The sequence below is a fragment of the Fibrobacter sp. UBA4297 genome (assembly GCF_002394865.1).
Classification (GTDB): domain Bacteria; phylum Fibrobacterota; class Fibrobacteria; order Fibrobacterales; family Fibrobacteraceae; genus Fibrobacter.
In genome coordinates this window covers 219,981-239,844 of record NZ_DGUZ01000023.1, presented here as the reverse complement: position 1 = coordinate 239,844, position 19,864 = coordinate 219,981, and the positions used below count along the sequence as shown (strand labels likewise).

The following is a 19,864-nucleotide window of genomic DNA, read 5'->3' as shown; positions in this document are numbered from 1 at the left end:
TGCTATATTCTCGCGCGTTGATTTTTATCAAACAGTTCACTTAATTAAACATGGACGCATTCCGATATGAATGATACACTAAAGAAAGCTATGCTTTTTGCCGCGGTGACAACGGTTTCCGGTGCCTTCGCGTCTGAAATCGTAGCTCAACCTGCTGCTTCCAAGGCTGCAAAGGTTGGCCGTTTTGACGAGCAGATTGCTCTGATGCCGGACTCCATTGCTGCCCCGATCAAGGAACAGCTCAAGTGGATGGATGAATCTACTGTTTTCCAGATTGTGGAAACTCACGGTGGTGGCTATTCCATTCTTTATAAGACATACGAACAGTCCGTTCGCGCCCGCGATATTCGCGATTCCGTTGAAAATGCCAACGGTACGGCCGTGCTCCCGATTGCTAAGGCTAAGCTCGGTAGCGAATACTGCCATGGCAAGATGGAAGGTGGCAAGTGCCATGGTGAAGTCCAGAAGTTCACCCTTGGCAAGCTCGCCGAATTCCAGGTGACAGGCCTCATCGTCGTGATGGCCGTTATTGTCGGCCTCCTGATTCTTTGCACTCTCATGAGCGCAATCATGAAGAAACTCGGTTTGGACAAGGTCAAGGCTCCGGCTCCTGCTAAGAAGGCTGCTCCGGCCGCTGTCGCTGCTGCCGCTCCGGCTCCTGCGGTTCGTGCTCCGGCACACTGCGACTGGGATCCGAATGCAAAGAGCATCCATCCGGGATTCACTAACAAGCAGCTCCAGGCGTTCCTCGGCATTGCCGCCGTCGCCGCTCTCGAAGAACATCCGGGACTGACAAACGAACAGTTCCTCGTGATTGCTACTGCTGCTGCAACGCAGGCTCTTGGTCAGCCTTGCCGCGTGACCGCTTACAGAAACATAAACTCCCCTGCTTGGACGATCGTCAAGTAAGGTTCAACTTTTAAAACTTAACAGGCTTTTAAGCCAGGAAAAATAAAAATGAAGAAAACAGTCCGTATCAGTTTCGAAGGCAAGACCTACGACGTCGAAGTAGAAGTTCTTGATTCCGCAGTTGCAGCAGCTCCTGCTGCTCCGGTTGCCGCTCCGGCACCTGCTCCTGCTGCTGCTCCGGCTCCGGCCGTCGCTGGTGGCACCGAAGTCAAGAGCCCGCTCGCTGGCTCTGTGTTCAAGCTCAAGGTTAACGTTGGCGACACTGTTGCTGCCAACCAGGAAGTGGCTGTTATCGAAGCCCTCAAGATGGAAAACCCGGTCGTCGCTCCGTGCGCAGGCAAGGTGACCTCTATCTCCGTCAAGGAAACCGACACTGTTACTGATGGCCAGGTCTTGATGACCATTGCCTAATGAGGTAAAAGTCAATGAGTGGAATTATTAACTCAGTCGCGGACTTCGCCTCGAGCACAGGATTCGCGCAGATTACCGTTCCGATGGTAATCATGTGGATCGTGAGCTTCGTGTTGATGTTCCTTGCGATTGTCAAAAAATACGAACCGCTTCTGCTCTTGCCGATCGCAATCGGTGCACTTGCGGTGAACATCCCGTCCGTCGCGTTCTACGACGGTGGCTGGAGCATCGAAGGTATGTTCAGCCCGACTGGCGGTCTCTACTACTACATCAGCCAGGGTATCCATCTGGAACTCTTCCCGCCCATCATCTTCTTGGGCGTGGGTGCCATGACGGACTTTGGACCGCTTATCGCTAATCCGCGTACGCTCATCCTCGGTGGTGGCGCACAGTTTGGCGTGTTTGCGACCATGTTTGCAGCTGTCGCTCTCGGTGGCTTTACGCTCGGTGAAGCAGCTTCCATCGGTATCATCGGTGGTGCTGACGGTCCGACGTCCATCTTCACTGCGAACAAACTTGCTAAGCACCTCATCGGCCCCATCGCCGTTGCTGCTTACACCTACATGGCTCTCGTGCCGCTCATCCAGCCGCCTATCATGCGCGCTATGACGAACGACGCCGAACGCAAGATTCGCATGAAGGCTCTCCGCCAGGTTTCCAAGGCCGAACGCATCGTGTTTGCCGTGATGGTGATGATCGTTTGCGTGCTCGTCGTGCCGGACGCTTCTGCCCTTATCATCATGCTTATGATGGGCAACATCTTCAAGGAAGCTGGTGTCGTTGAACGCCTCGTGAAGACTTCTTCGAACGAACTCATGAACATTGTGACGATCTTCCTCGGCACGTCCGTGGGTCTCACGATGTCTGCTGACATCTTCCTCAAGCCGCAGACTCTCATGATCATCGCTATGGGTGTGGTTGCCTTTGGCTTCTCCACTTTCGGCGGTTTGCTCCTCGCAAAGATCATGAACAAGTGCTCTCCGAAGAACCCGGTGAACCCGCTTATCGGTTCCGCAGGCGTTTCCGCTGTGCCGATGGCAGCCCGTGTTTCTCAGGTTGAAGGTGCCAAGTATGACCCGCAGAACTTCCTCCTCATGCACGCTATGGGCCCGAACGTCTCTGGCGTGATTGGTACGGCAGTTTGCGCTGGTTATATGATCAGCCGCTTGAGCTAAGATTGCATATGCCGCCCCCGGCACAGTGGCCGGGGTGACAAGCGAAAGAGAATGTCGTTCCCGCCAAAGCGGGAATCTGCTTTAAAAAGTCCTCGCTTCGGCGGGGATTTTTTATATGCTACTGGATAAAAGTAATTCTTTATAGAATGTCAAAGAGGATAGCTTATACTTTGGTTGTAACGGTTCTTGTTTCAAACCTTCAATGAAGGCGTCAATGTATTTATGAAATTTTTCAATGATGAAATTGAATCTTTTCAAAATTTCCGTATGTTCTTTTGAATCAATATGCGCAGGCATGCCAATTTCGTCATCGTGAAAAATAAGGACCGTTTTGCTGAAATCAAGACCTGAAGTTTGTCTCTTGGGGGACGTTCCTTGAAATTTATACGCATGAGTGTGTTGTATATTGGATCTAAATGGAATTGCAAAACGTAGCCCCCTGTATTCAACTAATAGGACTAAGTAGGGGCGGTTTTGTTTGGATAGAATTTCTGGATTGTTGGAATATCGTTCGTAAAAAAGAGTGGATAACAGTCTTATCAGAGGTTCTTTTGCTGTGCTCATGGTGAATCCTTTTTTAAACAAAAAAAAGACCGTTTTTTATGATATATAAAAAACGGTCTCATCTAATGAGCTTTCTTTTTTATCTCAGGTGGTCGCTCTACCACCCTGTCATCCATTTGGGCTTTCTTTTTTATCTCAGGTGGACACCCTTCCACCCTATCTATGGATAAATATATGAAATTCTATGCAGAAAAGCAACCCCTCGCTTCGGCGAGGATTTTTTTATGTAAACCGCTCCAATTTGGAATATTGCGTTGGGTCACGTTTGGCGGAAAAATGGCCTTATTGTAAAGAAATTTTAGCTCATTACGATTTTTTTGTTATATATTATTATATGATTACGATTTTATTATTTAATGGTGGCGGTCCTAAAAAGACGATGGAGGGGAGGCTGTATTTATGTCTATTAAGCTTTATATTTATCTCCTTGTGGCAATTTTAGGTGTTGCGGTGTTGTCTGGCTGCGCTTCTGAGAAAAAAGCCAAGTCTCATCGCTCCACGCCTAAAATGTCCGTATCTCAGGAATTGGATTTGGTCTCGTGTTCCGAAGGAGAACTCCGTGGCGCTGGCCTTGCAAGTGATTATGACCAGGCTTTGAATAGTGCTGTATCGCAGGTTGCGACCCAAATTCAGAGTTCGGTGGTTTCGACAAGCGTTATGCAGGTGAAGTCGGATGTTTCCGCCGCTGGCGAGGAGTCGATTTCGTCGTCGTTTGATCGTAAGTCGCAAGTGTCCATTGAACTTCGCAACCGTCAAGATGTACATGTGCGCGAAACGTTTGCCCATGATGGTGTTGTGGGCGTTGTGGCTTGCATGTCCAAGAGCGATGCCGCAAAACCTTATCGAGATGATTTGCATAAAAATCGCGATGAATTGATGGCTGCAGTAGCGGTTCTTTTGAATACGACACATCCGCTTGGAAAGAAGGATAACTACGAAAAAATGACGGTCGCCTATTCGAAGTACAGGGATTTGCTGCTTGTTTTGCAATCACTCGGTTTCAATGAAAATTCGGCTGAAATAGATAATAGCTATGCGAAGGCTACTGAAAACTATATCAATTTTAAGAGTAAATACAAAGTTTACACTTATGGTGATTTTGAAACCGAAGAGGGAAAAATTCTGCTGGAACAGATTTTGGGTGATATCAAACTCCAGAGCTTGAACGGATCTTGCGAGGAGGGCCTTGTGCTTGATTTGGATATTTCATCACCCACTTGTAAGGAAGGGACTCTTGGGGTTTCATGTACTGAATCGGTTGCACTGAATGGCAAATCGTGTAATGGCGAAACGTACTTTACTTTGGGAGGTTCACTCAAAGGAACGGGGCGTTTTGATTTGGACGAAGCAAGGGCAAAACTTGTCAAGAATGCATCGAAGAATGACTTTGTTCAAGGCTGGAAATATGAAATTGACCGTTGGATAATGAGGTAATCTATGAAACGTGGAAAAAATATTATAAATGCGTGGATTATGGTTTGTTTGCTGGTGTTGTCCTCGGTAACGGTTTCGTTAGCTGCGGAACCTACCGCAAAATCCGTGAAGTTACCGCTCCCAACGGCTATCCAGGATTCGTTGCCGTGGTTTGCGGTGTTTGAACTGCAGAACGATAATGCGCCGTTTACGCGTAATCACTTGAAAGCGCTTGCTCAGAAGTCTGATCGTGTGGCTCTTGTGTATTATGCGTCTTGGTGCTTACATTGTCGCGAAGGCTTGAAGATGATTTCTGCGAATGCATCTGCTCTAGAGGCTGCGAAAACGGCTGTGGTTTTGGTGAATGTGGGCGAACGCGATAAGGAAATGCTGACTAAGTATCTGGCCACGTTCTCGCTAGAAAAATTGAATGCCGTGGTGGATCCGTTTGGTCGCCTTACGCAAGGTTTTGGCCTTGTGAAAGAAGGTGAAAATATGGATTTGCCCAAAACTCTTTTGGTCGATAAATCGATGCATCCGCAGATTTTGATTGGCTCCAAAGGCGAAGATTACATAAGTATTCTCAAGGGCGAGGTCGAGTAATTATGAATATCTTATACAAATTAAATATTGTTTTCTTGCTGTCGGTTATTCCCGCTTTTGCGACACATGTGGCTGTTCTTGAAACTACCTCCGCGAAGGATGTTGTCACGCTCGAAGATAAACAGTATCTTACCGATGTGTTGCGTTCTGAGGCGGTGAAGGTTCTCCCTGCAGAACAGAACTATACCATCATGACTCGCGAAAATATCAGCATGATGCTCCCGCCGGGCAAAGCCGTGGAAGACTGCGAAGGAAGTTGCCTTGTGGAAACCGGCAAAAATATTTCTGCTGACTATGTGGCGCAAGGGCATGTTGGCCGTTTTGCAAACAACTTGACGATTACGGTCGAACTCTATGAAACGGCTGGAAATAAACTCATGGGTAGCTTTAGTTCCAAGGCTCCCGACATTGAATCTCTCGAAGTGGAAATTCGCCAAAAATCGAATGGACTCTTTTCGCGTATTTTGTCAAGCTCTTTCGGAAAAATCGACTTGCAGCCGGTGCTGACGGACAAGGTGGGGCATGAAGCGGAACTGTTGATCAATATCGATGGCGAAAGCAAGAAGGACGGTCGCAAGTATGCACGCGGTACATGGGAATTGAATCCAGGTGTTCATGAAGTAGAATTTATTCACCGTTGTTATGAACCGCAAAAATTTAAAGTGAACGTGATGAGCGGTAAAACGGTATCGGTGAACAATTCGCTTGATGCAGCCATGGGGAGTTTCTCTTTAGCGACGGAATTTAACGGGAAATCTCGCGAGGTGCCCGTGTTTGTAAATGGTTCGATGGTAGGTCGTACGCCTTTTGTTGGGCGCATTCCTGTTTGTGCTAAAGTTGAAGTTGGCGAGGATGAGTTCCGCGAAACTGTTGTGATTGAATGGCTGAATACGGATAAATTGAATATAACACATAAATTGCGGAATGCGAAACCTACGGTTGATGAACTCCGCGCCGATTCGCTTGCTTCTGCGGAGCAGAAGGCTGCTGATGAAGCTGCCCGTGCTGCGATGGCGAAGGAAAAGCGTTCGGCTGTAACAAAGCCGGTTTCTATAGCGATGATGGTTTTGGGCCTTGCCAGTGTGGGTGTCGGTATTTACGAAAATGCGGTTGTAAAAGATGAACGCAAAAAATACGATAAGGCAAGTTTTGATAACAAGAAAGATTTTGATGACCAATGGGATAAAGTTGAATCTGCAAAGACTATGCGAAACATCTTCTATGGAGTCGGTGGTGGCTTGATCGGTGCTGGCGCCATTGTATTCTTTGTTTTCTAGGGAGGTTTGTCATGCTTTTTTATAATGAATCAAAAATGTCATTGCGAGTGGGCTTATCGACTGCGGCAATCTCCTGTCTTTTTATTTTGGTTTCTTGCGCCGATATCGGCGATAGAGATAATCCGATGGATCCCGGTGCCGATAATTACGAGGCTAGTGTGGATGAGGTTAAATCGTCCAGTTCTTCTGTCAGCTCGAGTAGCTCGGTAGTGGAAACGAAAAATTCGAGTTCTAGCAAGGAAGAAAAGACGTCAACATCTTCTGTGTCCAGCAGTTCAGAAAAGTCCTCGAATAGTTCTTCGAGTTCTAGCAAGAAATCTGAAACGATTAAGTCGAGTAGCTCAGAAACAGCTTCGTCTAGCAGTGTTTCGACATGGACTTGTGGCGATTCTACGGTGACTCGCGGAGATGTTAAATACAAGACTGTTAAAATAAATGAACAGTGCTGGACTAAGGAAAATTTGCGATATGTTCCGAGTTCTGGCAATACCATGTGTTACGGCGGCGATAATTCGAATTGCGAAAAATATGGACTCTTGTATGACTATGATGCTGCAAATGTGGCGTGCCCATCGGGTTGGCGACTCCCGACTGCTGATGAATACAATGCCATTGCAGAGTTTTCGCTCAAGAAAAATGAACTCCGCGATTATGATGCTGGAAAACATCTCAAGGCAACTGCAGGTTGGTCTGGAGAAAATGGCGATGATAACGTCGGATTTACGGCGTTGCCTGGAGGCAAGTGTGATGAAGAAAAAGAATGTGATCAAGTCGGTTCTCTAGGTTATTGGTGGACCTCATCAACGAAGGTTTCTTATTCTCACCAGACGCTGAGCCTTACTGCGGATAGTGACAATTTTACTGCGGTGTTTGGGCTAGAAAATGAAAGCTATGCATCGGTTCGATGCATAAAGAAGTGATAATGTAAAGATTGCCTACTTTAAATTGGAAGGGGAGCTCTTATGAAAAAATGTCTTTTTCGGCTATGGCCTGTATTTGCTCTCGCCGCTTGCGGTGACGACATTACCACCGAAAATATTACACAGGTGACTCAACCCGGCATGGAAATCGTGGCGGATTTGGATGCACTTCCAGATTGTGGTTCCGAGAATAAAGGGGCTCAAGCATGGGTAAAGAGCGAATCGACCACTTTCGTTTGCACTGGCGATGAATGGTTTAGAGCCAAATCGACAGCGGGCTCCTATTCGTGCAAAACACAGGCACTTTCGGATAGTAGTGGCATAAAGATTGTCTGCAACGGGGATTCGGTCGGAGTTCTGTTGAATGGTGAAAATGGTAAGAAAGGTGAAAATGGACAAAATGCTTCGCAGATGTGCAGTGCGACGCAAATAAAAAATACGACTTTCGTAAAGGTCGTATGTAAAAACGATTCCTTGATTTTTGATATGGATAAAGATTCTGGAAAATCGAGTAGTAGCTCCGTAAAAGTAAGTAGTAGTTCAAAAGTTGTTGTTTCATCTTCTTCATTAGATGAAGAGGCTGTGCAGACTTCGCTTGATTCGATGAGTGGCTTTTCTCAAAAAGGTCCTTTTGTGCAAGGGAGTAATGTTCGCCTTTATGAGTTGACGGATGGTCGCACGTTGAAGCAGACAAATGGAAATTTTATGGGGGTTATCAATTCTAATGATGGATTCTTTAGAATTTCTGCACGTAATTTGGTAAGCCAGTATGCATTGCTTGTAGCGAATGGTTATTACAAGAATGAAGTGACTGGGCGAACAACATCGGATGATTTGACGTTGTTTGCGCTCACGGATGTATCGAAACGTAGCCGCGCTAATGTGAACTTGTTGACGCATTTGGAATATGACCGTGTGTTTTACTTGGTGACGAAAGAAAAAATGAAGGTCAAGGCTGCTAAACATAAAGCCCAGTCTGAAATTTTGAAAGCGTTCCATATCGATACAACAGGAGTGGGAGAGTCTGAAGACTTAAGCGTGTTTGGTACTAATAAGGGTAATGCTGCACTCTTGGCTATATCGGTGATGTTACAGAGTACACGTTCTATTGCGGAGCTGACGGATATACTTTCGGCAATTTCTGCTGATTTGGAAAAAGATGGTATTTTGGATGAGTCTTTGACTATAAAAATTGCGGATGGAGCTGTAAAAATTCTTCCGTTTTTACAGAGAATCCGTGCCAATGTCAAAGGGTGGAATTTAGGGGATGTTCCTGAATTTGAATCGATTATCAAGAATTTTGTGTCCGTGGAATATGGTGTTGATGCGTGTACTGCTAGTAATGAAGGAAAGGTTATTCAACTATTGAATGCCAAGAGTGAATTGGACAAGTTTTATCTTGGATGTGAAAATGGAATATGGCGTGTGAAAATGGATGACCCGAAAACAGGTTTGTATTATAACGTTGCTTTTATAGGAAAGCAAATTTGGATGGCCGAAGACCTTGCTGTAGAGAATGCTGATAATCCAGGATTGCTTAAGTATGAAATACGTGGAAGAGATATATTGGATTCAATTAGTCTTGAAAAGGGGGGGACTCAGGGGATTTGCCCTGATGGTTGGCATATTCCTTCATTCAAGGAATGGGAAGATCAGTTGATGGAAGTGTGGACCGAAACAACTTATGAAGAGGCTATAAATAATTTATGGTATAATGGTTCGTATGGTACTCACGGTCTTTCTGTTCCTGATTGGGTTGATGCAAGGCTTAAGGCGACTGAAGGATGGCTTGGAAGTGGTAATGGAACGGATGATTATGGCTTTGCTGCTAAACCACTCTATACGCATTATGATGAAGAACCTGGTGAATATGATTACCGTATCACTTATTTTTCATCGACCATGTATTATGATGATGAAAATGATGTAATCATTCGTTGCCGTATATTCCATAATCAATGGACGAGCATGAGTTTGCCATATTGCAACTTGGATGAATTCTATGCTGTCCGATGCAAAAAAAATTAAGTGGGGGCTATTATGAATCTTAAGAAAAATATCCTGTTTTTGTTGGTCGCTTTTACTTGTGCTTTTGTTGGTTGTGGCGATGATGAAACTGTGACAGATGTGACTCAAGTGTCGTATGCATCTTTAGAAATCTTTCAGGATGATGAAAAACTTCCTGATTGTGATGCTAAGCATGAAAAGCAAGAAGTGTTTGTAAAGAAAGATTCTTCTTTACGTGTGTGTGTAAATAGTGAATGGCAAAAATTAACAACGACCGACTATTTGAAAGAGGCCGCGTGTTTTACCACTTTGTTGAGCGATAAATCTGGCTATAAAGTGATGTGTAATGGTGATTCTGTTGCGGTTGTTTCGAATGGATCTGCTGGGAAAAATGGAGCGAATGGAACTGGCTGTAGTATCCGTTATGATAAAGATGTTAAACGTTCTGTGATTATATGTGGCAAAGATAGCGTGGTTGTTAATTTGCCGATTGCTGATTTGGCAGTTCCAAAAGAAAATCCTGAAGATACTTCGGGGGTGATTTCTGCTGTTGTGGACGAAGATTCTGCGATTGCAATTTCAATGGATTCTTTGTCTGGGTATTCACAGAAGGGACCGTTTGTAAAAGGCTCTGTTGTGTATTTATATGAGTTGCAGGATGGAAAAACGTTGAAGCAAACGAATGGAAATTTTGTGAGCCGAATAGATTCTGATGATGGACATTTTAAGTTCACTTCGAGAAATTTGGTCAGTCAGTATGTTTTGATGCAGGCGACCGGTTATTATTTAAATGAAGTGACTAATGAACGGACAAGAGATATGATTACGTTGAATGCGATAACAGATATATCTAACAGAAATTCAGCGAATGTTAATGTGTTAACTCATTTGGAATATCCTCGTGTTTATCATTTGGTGACGGTTGATAAGATGAAATTCAAGGCTGCTAAAAGGCAAGCCCGTGCAGAAATTTTAAAAGCTTTTCATTATGATACCACCGATATTGAAGATTTTGAAGATTTGATTCTTGAGGATGTCCATGATAATGTTTTACGCGCGATTTCGATGCTGATGCAGGGTGATTTAACTGTAGCGGAAGTTTCTGAACGTTTGAGTAAAATGTCCGCAGATATAGAAAAAGATGGAAAATGGGATGATACTCAATTGCGTGCCGAAATAGCTGACTATGCGTATGATTCTTTACGTTCTCATTCTATGAAGATGGATTTTTTTGATGGTGAGTATGGGTTGCCTATTGATTGTGGCTCGGAAGATGTTGGTAATTTTTTTGTCGCAAAAAATAGCAAAGGCAAGTATGATGGGAAAAAATTTTATTGTTCATATGAAGGGGGGAATTTTTCTCTAGCAACAGCATCTGATACTCTTATTGGAAAAGTGTGTAATTATCGTGCATTAGGGGAAAAAGGTTCGTATACTAATAAGTTTTGGATTCGAGATTACGAATGCACTGAAAATGCATATGATGGACTCAAATGGCATTTTACTGGTTCTCGCCCATCAAAGACAATGGCCACTATGACAGATTCGCGAGATAATAAAACTTATGGTGTTGTTACTATAGGTAATCAAATATGGATGGCAGAAAATCTGAAATATGAGTATCCGAGTACTTCAAGAGGGTATAAATGTGCGACGAGTTCTGGGGCGCGTTTGGATTCGGCAGATTGTCGCTTGTATGGGCGTGCTTATACATGGAGTGAAATAATGGATAGTGTGAGAACGGGGTTAGGATGGGAAAATAGATACTCTCTTACTTATCCGGTACAAGGAATTTGTCCTGAAGGGTGGCATTTGCCGGATACATCTGAAGTAAGGGAGTTGATTGACTTTGTTTTGAAAAATAGCCCGGGAATATCGGTGTTAGATGCTTTAAGGAGTGATATTGGATGGGTTAATTATAAGTTTAATGCAAATGGTGTAGATAAGTATGGTTTTGGTGTATTGCAGGAAGGAAGTGAACTTTGGACGGCGTGTGTCGATTATCAAATGAGGTTTAATGAAAGTGAATATGATTTAAATAGTCACACTTATATTTCAGAACGATCACCCTTTTTTGTTCGTTGTGTGAAAAATAAAAAATAGGAGGGCGTATTATGAATATTGCGTCACGAAATCTTCCTAGATTTGTTTTTGTGTCAATTGTCTTGGCCTTAGTTTCTTGTGGCGAAGAATTTTCGACTCAGACTGTTAACCAATCGGAAAAGGGGATGGAAGAGGTTGATGAAGTCTCTTCATTGCCTCCATGTGGCTCAAAAAATGAAGGTCATGTTATTCTTGTCAAGAAAGATTTGCTGACAAGGGTTTGTGTTGATGATGAATGGCGTATTCCAGTCAATAGCGCAAAAGTTCAGTATTCTTGCTCAACACAAAAACTTTCGGATGGAAGTGGAGTTAAAGTCATTTGCAATGGGGATTCTGTAGGCGTTGCTCGCAATGGAAATAATGGAAAAACGGGTTCAAATGGCGATGATTGCACGGTGGAACAGAGCAAGGATTCCTTGCAGATTGTAGTAAAATGTGGTGATAAAAAGACAACGATTAATCTTACGTATAGCAGCTCTTCGGGTGTAGAATCGTCGTCAAGTGTAAATGCTCCGAAATCAAGTAGCGAACCCGATGATTCAAAACCTGTTTCGCTCGATTCTTTGAGTGGCTATTCTCATAAAGGCCCATTTATTAAAGGGTCCCTTGTTAATCTATATGAACTAGAAAGTGGACGGACTTTAAGGCAGACTAATGGTAATTTTGTGGGCTCGATCAAATCTGATGATGGACGATTTGTTTTTAGCACTCGAAACCTTATAAGTCAATATGCGTTGCTGCAGGCAACGGGGTATTATCGTAATGAAGTTAGTGGTGAAAAGACCACGAAAAAGTTGTCTCTTATGGCTTTGACGGATGTTTCATCGCGAAATTCGGCAAATGTGAATTTGCTTACGCATCTGGAATATGACCGTGTATTTTATTTAGTGACGCATGATAAATTGAAATTTAAGGTGGCGAAAAAACAGGCTCAGAGAGAAATCCTATCGGCATTTTTTGTGGATACAACCGGTATTGCAAATTCGGAAGATTTAAATGTTTTTGGGAAAACTAAGGGTAATGCGGCCTTGTTGGCTATATCGATTTTATTGCAAGGCGATCGGGATATAGCTTATTTAACGGAATTGTTGTCGGAAATATCGAAGGATATGGAAACGGATGGCTCGTGGGATAATAAAGAAACTCGCATGGCTGTTGCAGAATGGGTAATGAATGCTGAAGCCGATGGGCGGTATGCTGATTTTAGAAAGAATGTTCAATCATGGAAATTGGGTGATGTGCCTGAATTTGAACCGATTCTCCATCATTTTTGGATTAAGGTGTTGGCGGAAAAGGATGTATGTAAAGATCGTACAGAAGGGATTGTTTTTAAATTTTCTTATTCCAATAAAGAAACGTATTTTTCTTGTAAGGATGGGTATGTAAAAGCCACAGATTATTGGGATCGCTTGGTTGGCTTTGATTGCTCTGAAAAAATTGAAGGGGAAACTAAGATGTATCAGGCTGATAGTGCGAATTATAAATGGAAGATGCTTTGTAGCAAGGGCTCTTGGAATAAGGTTGAAAGGAGTCTTTCTGATGATGCGAGGGTGGGGTCTATTACAGATGCTCGCGATGGTGAGATTTATAAAACTGTGTATGTTGGCAAATATAAGTGGATGGCAGAACATTTGAGATTCCGCTATTTAGCTAAAACGGATGATTTAGATTCATCTAGTTTCTGCGATAGTTATGAATGCGAAAATATCGGACGTCGTTATATATGGTCGGCCGCTATAGATTCTACGGCATTAGCTCGAAATTCTAAAAATTGTGGATGTGGGGCTCTTTGCGAATGGACTGGCTTTGTGCAAGGAATCTGTCCTAAAGGTTGGCATATACCCACGATGGATGAAATTGAAAGTTTATTGAAGGTCGGAAATGTGCCATATTCTTTATATGCGTTAGATAATACTGATATCGATGGGTATCGTACTGGAAAAATATCGCCTTATATCACGGATGTATTCGGCTTTTCGATGAAAACGTATGGTTATGAAGGAAGTATTTGGAGTACTCATGTGAACAAAGATGAAAAATATAATGTCACGGTCTCTATAGGAGAATTGGTCGATGTTTTTACTGTGAATTTGGATTCCGCTTATATTCAACCTTATTGGACTGGTTATAGTAATTACATCCGTTGCGTTGAAGATTACTAAAAGCAAGTTCAATTACATATAGAATCATAACGTTGCCCTCGGCTGTATAGCAGGGGGTTTTGTTTTATAGAATTCAAATTTTGTTCTTTAGATTTTAAAAATCTTAAAATGTATTTAAAAAATGTTGAAATTTGCGTAAAAACGCCATTTTTGTTTTTCTAAAAATATTCTCTGCTATTGCATACTTAATCCAGTGTTTCTATTTTTAATAACATGAAATCGGTTACGGAATACAAGAACTATCGCGAGTATATTCTCGACTACTACAAGGAACGCAAGCGCTGTTCTGCGTTTACGTGGCGCGAGTTTGCGAAGATTGCCGGGTTCGCATCGGGCTCGTACTTGAAATTGGTCAGTGACGGAAAAACTCGCTTGCGTGAAGAGAGTGCAATAAAGACTGCGCTTGCTATGGGCTTGGAGGGTTTTGAATTTGATTATTTTGTCTTGATGGTACGCTACGAAAATGCGAAGACGGACCAAGAAAAGAAAAAGTGTTTTGAAGAAATGCAAGCACTTGGCGAGGCCAACCGCGTGAAAATTCTCGGCAGCGAGATGTACACTTATTACGAGACGTGGAAACATTCGATTGTCCGAGAACTTGCTGTGGCGATGCCGGGGGCAAAACCAAATGAAATTGCCAAAATGTGCAAGCCTGCGATTTCTGCTGCTGACGTGAGTGAAAGTTTGCGTTTCTTGCTCAAGGCGGGACTTTTGACTCGCGATATCAAAGGGAATTATCACCAGACGAGTACTTCGCTTTCGACGGGAAATTTGAATGTGATGGCCGTGGCGGTGCATTCGCTGTTGCGCCAGATGGGCGAGTTTGCGCTTGATGCTTTGGATAAATTGCCTATTTCGGAACGCCACTTTAGCGGCATCACGATGGGCATGACAGCCGAAAGCTACAAAAAAGTTGTGGAAGAATTGGCGGAGTGTCGCAAGCGCATTGTGTCGATTGTTTCTGCCGACAAAAAGATTGAAAAAGTTTGCCGCTTGAATATGCAACTTTTCCCGTTGACGGAAAAGATTGAATATGGCAATATGAATGTGTTATCAAAAAATAAAGGGGAGTGACTAGAATTATGCTCACTAAAACAATGATGAAATGGAATCTTTTGGCGGCCCTTGTATTTGGGACGTCTTTCTGGGCTTGTTCTGGTGATAAGACTGCCGGCACGGACGAACAGAGCGAAGGCCTTTACGCCATCAAGAACTTGGATATTGCAGGCGTTTCCCAAAAGGGCCCGTTCGTGAAGGGCTCCGCGGTGACGGTGCAGGGGATCGACTGCAAGACAATGGAATTCACGGATGAGGTCTTTGAGGGCGAAGTCAAAAACAACATGGGCGAATTTGTTGTTGAAAAAGTGAACTTGTCTACGACTTGTGCTGTTGTTGAAGTGACTGGCGAATACCGTAGCGAAATGACCGGGAAGAAGGTCTCGGATAAATTGACGCTCCGTGCGTTGACGAATCTCAAGGACCGTACCCATGTGAATGTCAACTTGCTTACGAACTTGGAATACGAACGCGTGATGTACTACGTGGCAGAAAAAGGCAAGAGTTTCGACGAGGCGAAGGATTTGGCTGAAAGGGAAGTGCTTGCCGCATTCGGGATGGCTGGTGAATCGGCCGAATTTGAAGATTTGGATATTTTTGGAACAAGCGATGCGGATGCGACGCTCCTTGCCATCAGTGTGCTGATGCAAGGCGATGCCGATGTGAAAACGCTTACGGAACGTATGGATAAATTCAATGGCTCCTTTGCGGAAAGCGGCACGTGGAATGATGATGATACGAAAAAAGCAATTATCGACTGGATTGCAAATGCCGTGGCGAAGGCTGTGATGGATTCCATTCGCAAGAATATGGAGAATTGGGGATTCGCAAATGAAGTTCCCGATTTTGAAAAGGTCATAGAAATGTTTGGGGCCGATTCTACAATGACGGATTCCCGTGATGGTCAGATTTACAAGACCGTGAAAATTGGCGATCAGATTTGGATGGCGGAAAATTTGAACTTCGAAGTTGACAGCAGTTACTGCTATAATGACTCCGCAAAATATTGTACAAAGTATGGTCGACTTTACTCATGGGCCGCTGCAAATAGAGCGTGTCCTGACGGCTGGCACCTGCCGACAATAGATGAATTTGAAACGTTGTTCGCTACGGTCGGCAAACAATCTATTGCGGGCAAGAAACTGAAGTCCACTAGCGGCTGGAATAATGACGGCAATGGCACGGATGATTTTGGCTTCACGGCGTTGCCTGCTGGCATCAGATACGGCAAAGACAAATACTACAACTACGAGGGTCATCACGCAAATTTCTGGAGTTCTATAAAGAACGGTAGCGATAGTGCGGAGTACGTGAACATGTTCTACGATTACGATAATGCACGCCAGCTCGTCCACGATAAGAACGATGGAATGTCGGTCCGTTGCTTGAAAGGTGAAGCTGAAGTTCCTTCAGGGTGGAGCTGGGATGTTCCCAAGGATGCCCGCCTGAGTCCGAACATCAAATACGACTCGATGGTTGACCCGCGCGACAAGCAAGTGTACAAGGTCGTGAAAATTGATGTGCCCGATACAAATTATTCGCAGGTGTGGATGGCAGAAAACTTGAACTATGCCGATAGCGTCAAGACTCCGAGCTTGAAGGGCCGCAACTGGTGCTACAATGATGATGAAAAGAATTGCAATGTGAGTGGCCGTTATTATAGCTGGGCTGCAGCGATTGACTCGGTTGCTTTGGCGAATGATTCCAAGGAGCCGTTGGATTGCGGTTATGGCAAAAAGTGCGGACTTGATCGCGCTGTGCAGGGGATTTGCCCTGAAGGCTGGCATTTGCCGACACTCCGTGAATGGAGCTTGCTGTGTGAGGCTATAGGGGATTACCGTACATGTGGAGAACCGCTCAAGGCTTTGACTGGGTGGAACTATGCCGGAACGCCTAATAATAACGGTACTGATCTTTACGGCTTCGCCGCTCTCCCGACCGGAAGAAGAATTTCTGCAACGAGTTGGGAAAAGGTGGGCTCGGATGTCTATTACTGGAGTTCCACCGAACAGGATGATGATAGAGGTCGATATTTTAATATAAACAACATTTATACTCAAACTTATACCTATCAGAATTCCAAATATTATGGACAAAGTGTCCGTTGTGTCAAGGGGGATCCTTCGACAGCTCCGGTAAGACCTTCTTCAAGTTCAAGCAAAAACGATGAGTAAATAAAACTTTTAAGTAAAGAAAAATTCCCCGTGGCCAATATGCCGCGGGGATTTTTTTTGGGGGATTCTATAGCACCATTCGTTCCTCTCCAGAATGACATTCTCACGGCTTTCGTTTGTCATTCCCGCGAAGGCGGGAATCTCCATGTTCCAGGAATATGTATGTCATGTTCTAAATTGCTGAAATTTTCTAAAAATTGTTAAAAGTGGTAAAATTTAACTAAAAATTCCATTTTTATGTTCTATTTCAACTAAATTCATCTATGTTTGTAATCATGAAGGAGATTGTTGAATATACAGATTACCGCAAGTTCATCCAAGACTACTACGATGAACGTAAGCGCTGCTCGGCGTTTTCTTGGCATGCGTTTGCACAAAAGGCGGGCTTCTCGTCGGCGGTTTACCTGAAGTATGTTTGCGAAGGGAAGAAAAATCTGAGTGTAAACGCCGCTGGCTCGGTCGCTGCTGCGATGGGTCTTGTCGGGTTTGAACAGACGTACTTTGTTTTGATGGTTTCGTATGCCCATGCGAAGGGGGACGAGGCGAAGCGTGCCGCGTTCGAAGACCGCTGTGCATTGGCGAGGGCGCACAAGGTGCGTGTGCTGGGGAACGAGGAATTCGATTACTTCAAATCGTGGAAAAATCCGGTGATTCGTGAGCTTGCTCCGCACATGCCGGGGGCGAAACCGCTCGAAATGGCGCATGTTTGCAAACAAAAGATTTCGGCAGCGGAAGTTTCCGAGACGCTCGATTTTTTGGTGAAGTCTGGCCTCTTGAAGAAGGACAAGAACGGAAACTACAGCCAGACGGACAAGTCGCTTTCGATGGGGCCCGTGGATGCGGTGCCGGTGGCGGCTCGCAATATGCAACGCCAGATGGGAGAGTTCGCGGTGAAGGCTTTGGACTTGCCGCTTTCGGAACGTGACATGTCGGGCGTGACCATGGGAATTACGCGTCAGGCATACGAACGCATTCGCAAGGAGATTGCGGATTTTCGCCGCCGCGTTGTGGCGATTGCCAGCGAAGACGACGAGACGGAACAGGTCTATCGCTTGAACTTGCAGTTGTTCCCGCTGAGCGAACGCCTTGGCAACCACGTCGAATCTGGCGAAGATGCGGAGAAGGCTTTGAATTCAAATAAAAAAAGTTAGGAATGAGGGTAGGTAAAATGAAAATGAGAGTGTTCGAAAAGAATAAGGGGTTTCTCGCTCAGGCGATCGCTTTTGCGATGGCTTCGTTTTGGGTAACGGCTTGCACGTCGTCTAATGAAGATGGCGGCTTTGCTGGTGGTACTACGGAAGACACGGGAATCATCGCGGATTTGAACGTGGCTGGACTCACGCAGAAAGGCCCGTTTGTCAAGGGGTCCGCTGTGACGGTGCAAGGAATCGACTGCAAGACGATGGAACTGACAAATGAAATCTTTGAAGGCGTTGTCAAGAGCGACAAGGGTGACTTTGGCGTTGAATACGTGAACCTCTCGGCGACGTGCGCTTTGTTCGATGTGACGGGAAAATACCTCGATGAATTGACTGGGATAAAGTCGGCTAGCGAAGTGACGCTCCATGCGTTGACTGACCTCAAGGATCGCAAGAACGTGAACATCAATATGCTTACAGAACTGGAATATAAGCGTGTCATGAATCTTGTGACCGAAGAGAAAATGTCTTTTGCAGAAGCGAAAAAGCAGGCCGAAAAAGAAGTGCTTGCCGCGTTTAGCGTGAAAGCGAAAGAAGGTGAATTTGCGTTGTCCGAAGACTTGAACATTCTTGAGTCGGGTAACGACAACGCGGCATTGCTTGCCGTGAGTGTGATGATGCAATCGGATTTGAAAGTTGCAAAACTCGTAGAGCGCGTGAATGACGTTGCTACAGACATTGCGAAAGATGGCTCGTGGGATGACGATAAAACGAAAACGGAAATTGCGGAATGGGCCGCTACTGCCGACAAGAATGGAGAATTTGCAAATGTTGGCAAGAACATCGAAAAGTGGGGCGGTTCAGGCGATGTTTCTGCGTTTGAAACTGTTGTCGAAAAGTTTGCAGATAGCAATAAAGGAACGTCTAGTAGTTCGGTCACTTCGGCAGGCTCAGTGGCCTTGAACTCGTCTTCCTCCAAAAACGTTCTGAGCAGTAGCAGCTCCTCCGTCATTGCGAGCGAAGCGAAGCAATCTAGTTCGTCCCGTCATTCCGGGCTTGACCCGGAATCCAGCAGCAGTGCTGTTGACTCTTACTTAAACCCGAATATTGATTACGGCGAAATGATCGACTCCCGTGATGGACAAGTTTACAAGACGGTAAAAATTGGCAATCAAGTGTGGATGGCGGAAAACCTGAATTACGAAATAGATTCTAGTTTCTGCTATAATGATTCTGCTGAATACTGTGCGAAGTATGGTCGCCTTTATAGGTGGGCTACAGCGGTTGGCAAGCCGGAGAGTGAATGTGGCTATGGAAAAATTTGCTCGTTACCGTCGGGGAATATTCAGGGGGTTTGTCCTTCGGGTTGGCATATGCCGAGCAAGGCGGAATGGGATGCTTTGTTCAATGCGGTAGGTGGACAACTGACGGCGGGTAAAATGCTTAAATCTACATCTGATTGGATTCAAGATGGTAATGGTACAGATGAATTCGGCTTCTCGGTGCTGCCTTCCGGCTATGTGACAAAGGGTGGCTCTTACTCCTATGCGAAGTATTACGCTTACCTTTTGAGCTCTACGGAATTTGAGGAGCATGATGGTGCTGGTGCGTACGTGGCGACTATGAGTTCCAAATACGACTATGTGAATTTGGATTACACTAATAAAAGCTACGGCTTCTCTGTCCGTTGCCTTAAGAATGGTAGTGAAACGGTTCCGGAATCTAGCAGCGGCTCTGCGGAATCTTCGTCGAGTGTTGCTTCGTCGAGTTCGGTGGCTGTGGTGACGCCTTGCAGAACGAATACCGAAGATAACTGCGATTACGGAACGTTGACGGATTCTCGTGACGGACAAGTTTACAAGACGGTGAAAATCGGCGACCAGGTTTGGATGGCTCAGAATTTGAATTATGCTTATTTGCAATCTACGGATGATTTAGATTCCATTAGCTT

General features: G+C 44.7%; 15 protein-coding genes. 14 read left to right on the top strand and 1 reads right to left on the bottom strand.

What is annotated here, in order from left to right:
- Positions 1-66 precede the first annotated feature (66 nt).
- The 3 genes from B3A20_RS14820 to B3A20_RS14810 are packed head-to-tail and all read left to right on the top strand — an operon-like array spanning position 67 to position 2,495.
- Entirely contained in the window at positions 67-909 is an 843-nt protein-coding gene (locus B3A20_RS14820) for a hypothetical protein (RefSeq protein ID WP_290766444.1), read from the top strand.
- Between the two features lie 48 nt (positions 910-957).
- A complete protein-coding gene (locus B3A20_RS14815) occupies positions 958-1,320 on the top strand; it encodes an acetyl-CoA carboxylase biotin carboxyl carrier protein subunit (protein WP_014546277.1) in 363 nt (120 codons plus the stop codon).
- A 14-nt stretch (positions 1,321-1,334) separates the two neighbouring features.
- Complete coding sequence (locus B3A20_RS14810; protein ID WP_173564297.1) at positions 1,335-2,495, top strand: sodium ion-translocating decarboxylase subunit beta; 1,161 nt, start codon at positions 1,335-1,337, stop codon at positions 2,493-2,495.
- Positions 2,496-2,606: 111 nt separating this feature from the next.
- On the opposite strand, the gene tenpIN is transcribed toward B3A20_RS14810, so the two are convergent.
- Entirely contained in the window at positions 2,607-3,059 is a 453-nt protein-coding gene (tenpIN, locus tag B3A20_RS14805) for a type III toxin-antitoxin system TenpIN family toxin (RefSeq protein WP_290766440.1), read from the bottom strand.
- A gap of 399 nt (positions 3,060-3,458) precedes the next feature.
- On the opposite strand from tenpIN, the gene B3A20_RS14800 reads away from it, so the two are divergent.
- The 11 genes from B3A20_RS14800 to B3A20_RS14750 all read left to right on the top strand — a co-directional run.
- Complete coding sequence (locus B3A20_RS14800; protein ID WP_290766439.1) at positions 3,459-4,493, top strand: hypothetical protein; 1,035 nt, start codon at positions 3,459-3,461, stop codon at positions 4,491-4,493.
- 3 nt (positions 4,494-4,496) lie between these two features.
- On the top strand, positions 4,497-5,075 hold the full coding sequence (locus tag B3A20_RS14795; protein WP_290766437.1) for a redoxin domain-containing protein: 579 nt from the start codon (positions 4,497-4,499) through the stop codon (positions 5,073-5,075).
- Between the two features lie 2 nt (positions 5,076-5,077).
- Positions 5,078-6,352: a hypothetical protein gene (locus B3A20_RS14790; RefSeq protein ID WP_290766435.1), complete on the top strand. Its 1,275-nt coding sequence runs from the start codon at positions 5,078-5,080 to the stop codon at positions 6,350-6,352.
- An 11-nt stretch (positions 6,353-6,363) separates the two neighbouring features.
- Positions 6,364-7,272, top strand: coding sequence for an FISUMP domain-containing protein (locus B3A20_RS14785; RefSeq protein WP_290766434.1), 909 nt, complete (start codon positions 6,364-6,366; stop codon positions 7,270-7,272).
- Positions 7,273-7,314: 42 nt separating this feature from the next.
- A complete protein-coding gene (locus B3A20_RS14780) occupies positions 7,315-9,300 on the top strand; it encodes an FISUMP domain-containing protein (RefSeq protein WP_290766433.1) in 1,986 nt (661 codons plus the stop codon).
- Positions 9,301-9,312: 12 nt separating this feature from the next.
- Entirely contained in the window at positions 9,313-11,382 is a 2,070-nt protein-coding gene (locus B3A20_RS14775; RefSeq protein ID WP_290766431.1) for an FISUMP domain-containing protein, read from the top strand.
- An 11-nt stretch (positions 11,383-11,393) separates the two neighbouring features.
- Positions 11,394-13,544, top strand: coding sequence for an FISUMP domain-containing protein (locus B3A20_RS14770; protein ID WP_290766429.1), 2,151 nt, complete (start codon positions 11,394-11,396; stop codon positions 13,542-13,544).
- Between the two features lie 213 nt (positions 13,545-13,757).
- On the top strand, positions 13,758-14,618 hold the full coding sequence (locus tag B3A20_RS14765) for a TIGR02147 family protein (RefSeq protein ID WP_290766427.1): 861 nt from the start codon (positions 13,758-13,760) through the stop codon (positions 14,616-14,618).
- Between the two features lie 8 nt (positions 14,619-14,626).
- On the top strand, positions 14,627-16,774 hold the full coding sequence (locus tag B3A20_RS14760) for a fibrobacter succinogenes major paralogous domain-containing protein (protein ID WP_290766425.1): 2,148 nt from the start codon (positions 14,627-14,629) through the stop codon (positions 16,772-16,774).
- Between the two features lie 275 nt (positions 16,775-17,049).
- The gene (locus B3A20_RS14755) at positions 17,050-17,925 is read left to right on the top strand and encodes a TIGR02147 family protein (protein ID WP_290766423.1); all 876 of its coding nucleotides are present in this window, start codon (positions 17,050-17,052) and stop codon (positions 17,923-17,925) included.
- A 17-nt stretch (positions 17,926-17,942) separates the two neighbouring features.
- A partial coding sequence (locus B3A20_RS14750) for an FISUMP domain-containing protein (protein ID WP_290766421.1) occupies positions 17,943-19,864 on the top strand: 1,922 nt, incomplete at its 3' end.

Bases quoted from the DNA above. Each gene is read 5' to 3' on its own strand.
- B3A20_RS14820 (WP_290766444.1), top strand. From the start codon at position 67: ATGAATGATACACTAAAGAAAGCTATGCTTTTTGCCGCGGTGACAACG.
- B3A20_RS14815 (WP_014546277.1), top strand. From the start codon at position 958: ATGAAGAAAACAGTCCGTATCAGTTTCGAAGGCAAGACCTACGACGTC.
- B3A20_RS14810 (WP_173564297.1), top strand. From the start codon at position 1,335: ATGAGTGGAATTATTAACTCAGTCGCGGACTTCGCCTCGAGCACAGGA.
- tenpIN (WP_290766440.1), bottom strand. From the start codon at position 3,059: ATGAGCACAGCAAAAGAACCTCTGATAAGACTGTTATCCACTCTTTTT.
- B3A20_RS14800 (WP_290766439.1), top strand. From the start codon at position 3,459: ATGTCTATTAAGCTTTATATTTATCTCCTTGTGGCAATTTTAGGTGTT.
- B3A20_RS14795 (WP_290766437.1), top strand. From the start codon at position 4,497: ATGAAACGTGGAAAAAATATTATAAATGCGTGGATTATGGTTTGTTTG.
- B3A20_RS14790 (WP_290766435.1), top strand. From the start codon at position 5,078: ATGAATATCTTATACAAATTAAATATTGTTTTCTTGCTGTCGGTTATT.
- B3A20_RS14785 (WP_290766434.1), top strand. From the start codon at position 6,364: ATGCTTTTTTATAATGAATCAAAAATGTCATTGCGAGTGGGCTTATCG.
- B3A20_RS14780 (WP_290766433.1), top strand. From the start codon at position 7,315: ATGAAAAAATGTCTTTTTCGGCTATGGCCTGTATTTGCTCTCGCCGCT.
- B3A20_RS14775 (WP_290766431.1), top strand. From the start codon at position 9,313: ATGAATCTTAAGAAAAATATCCTGTTTTTGTTGGTCGCTTTTACTTGT.
- B3A20_RS14770 (WP_290766429.1), top strand. From the start codon at position 11,394: ATGAATATTGCGTCACGAAATCTTCCTAGATTTGTTTTTGTGTCAATT.
- B3A20_RS14765 (WP_290766427.1), top strand. From the start codon at position 13,758: ATGAAATCGGTTACGGAATACAAGAACTATCGCGAGTATATTCTCGAC.
- B3A20_RS14760 (WP_290766425.1), top strand. From the start codon at position 14,627: ATGCTCACTAAAACAATGATGAAATGGAATCTTTTGGCGGCCCTTGTA.
- B3A20_RS14755 (WP_290766423.1), top strand. From the start codon at position 17,050: ATGAAGGAGATTGTTGAATATACAGATTACCGCAAGTTCATCCAAGAC.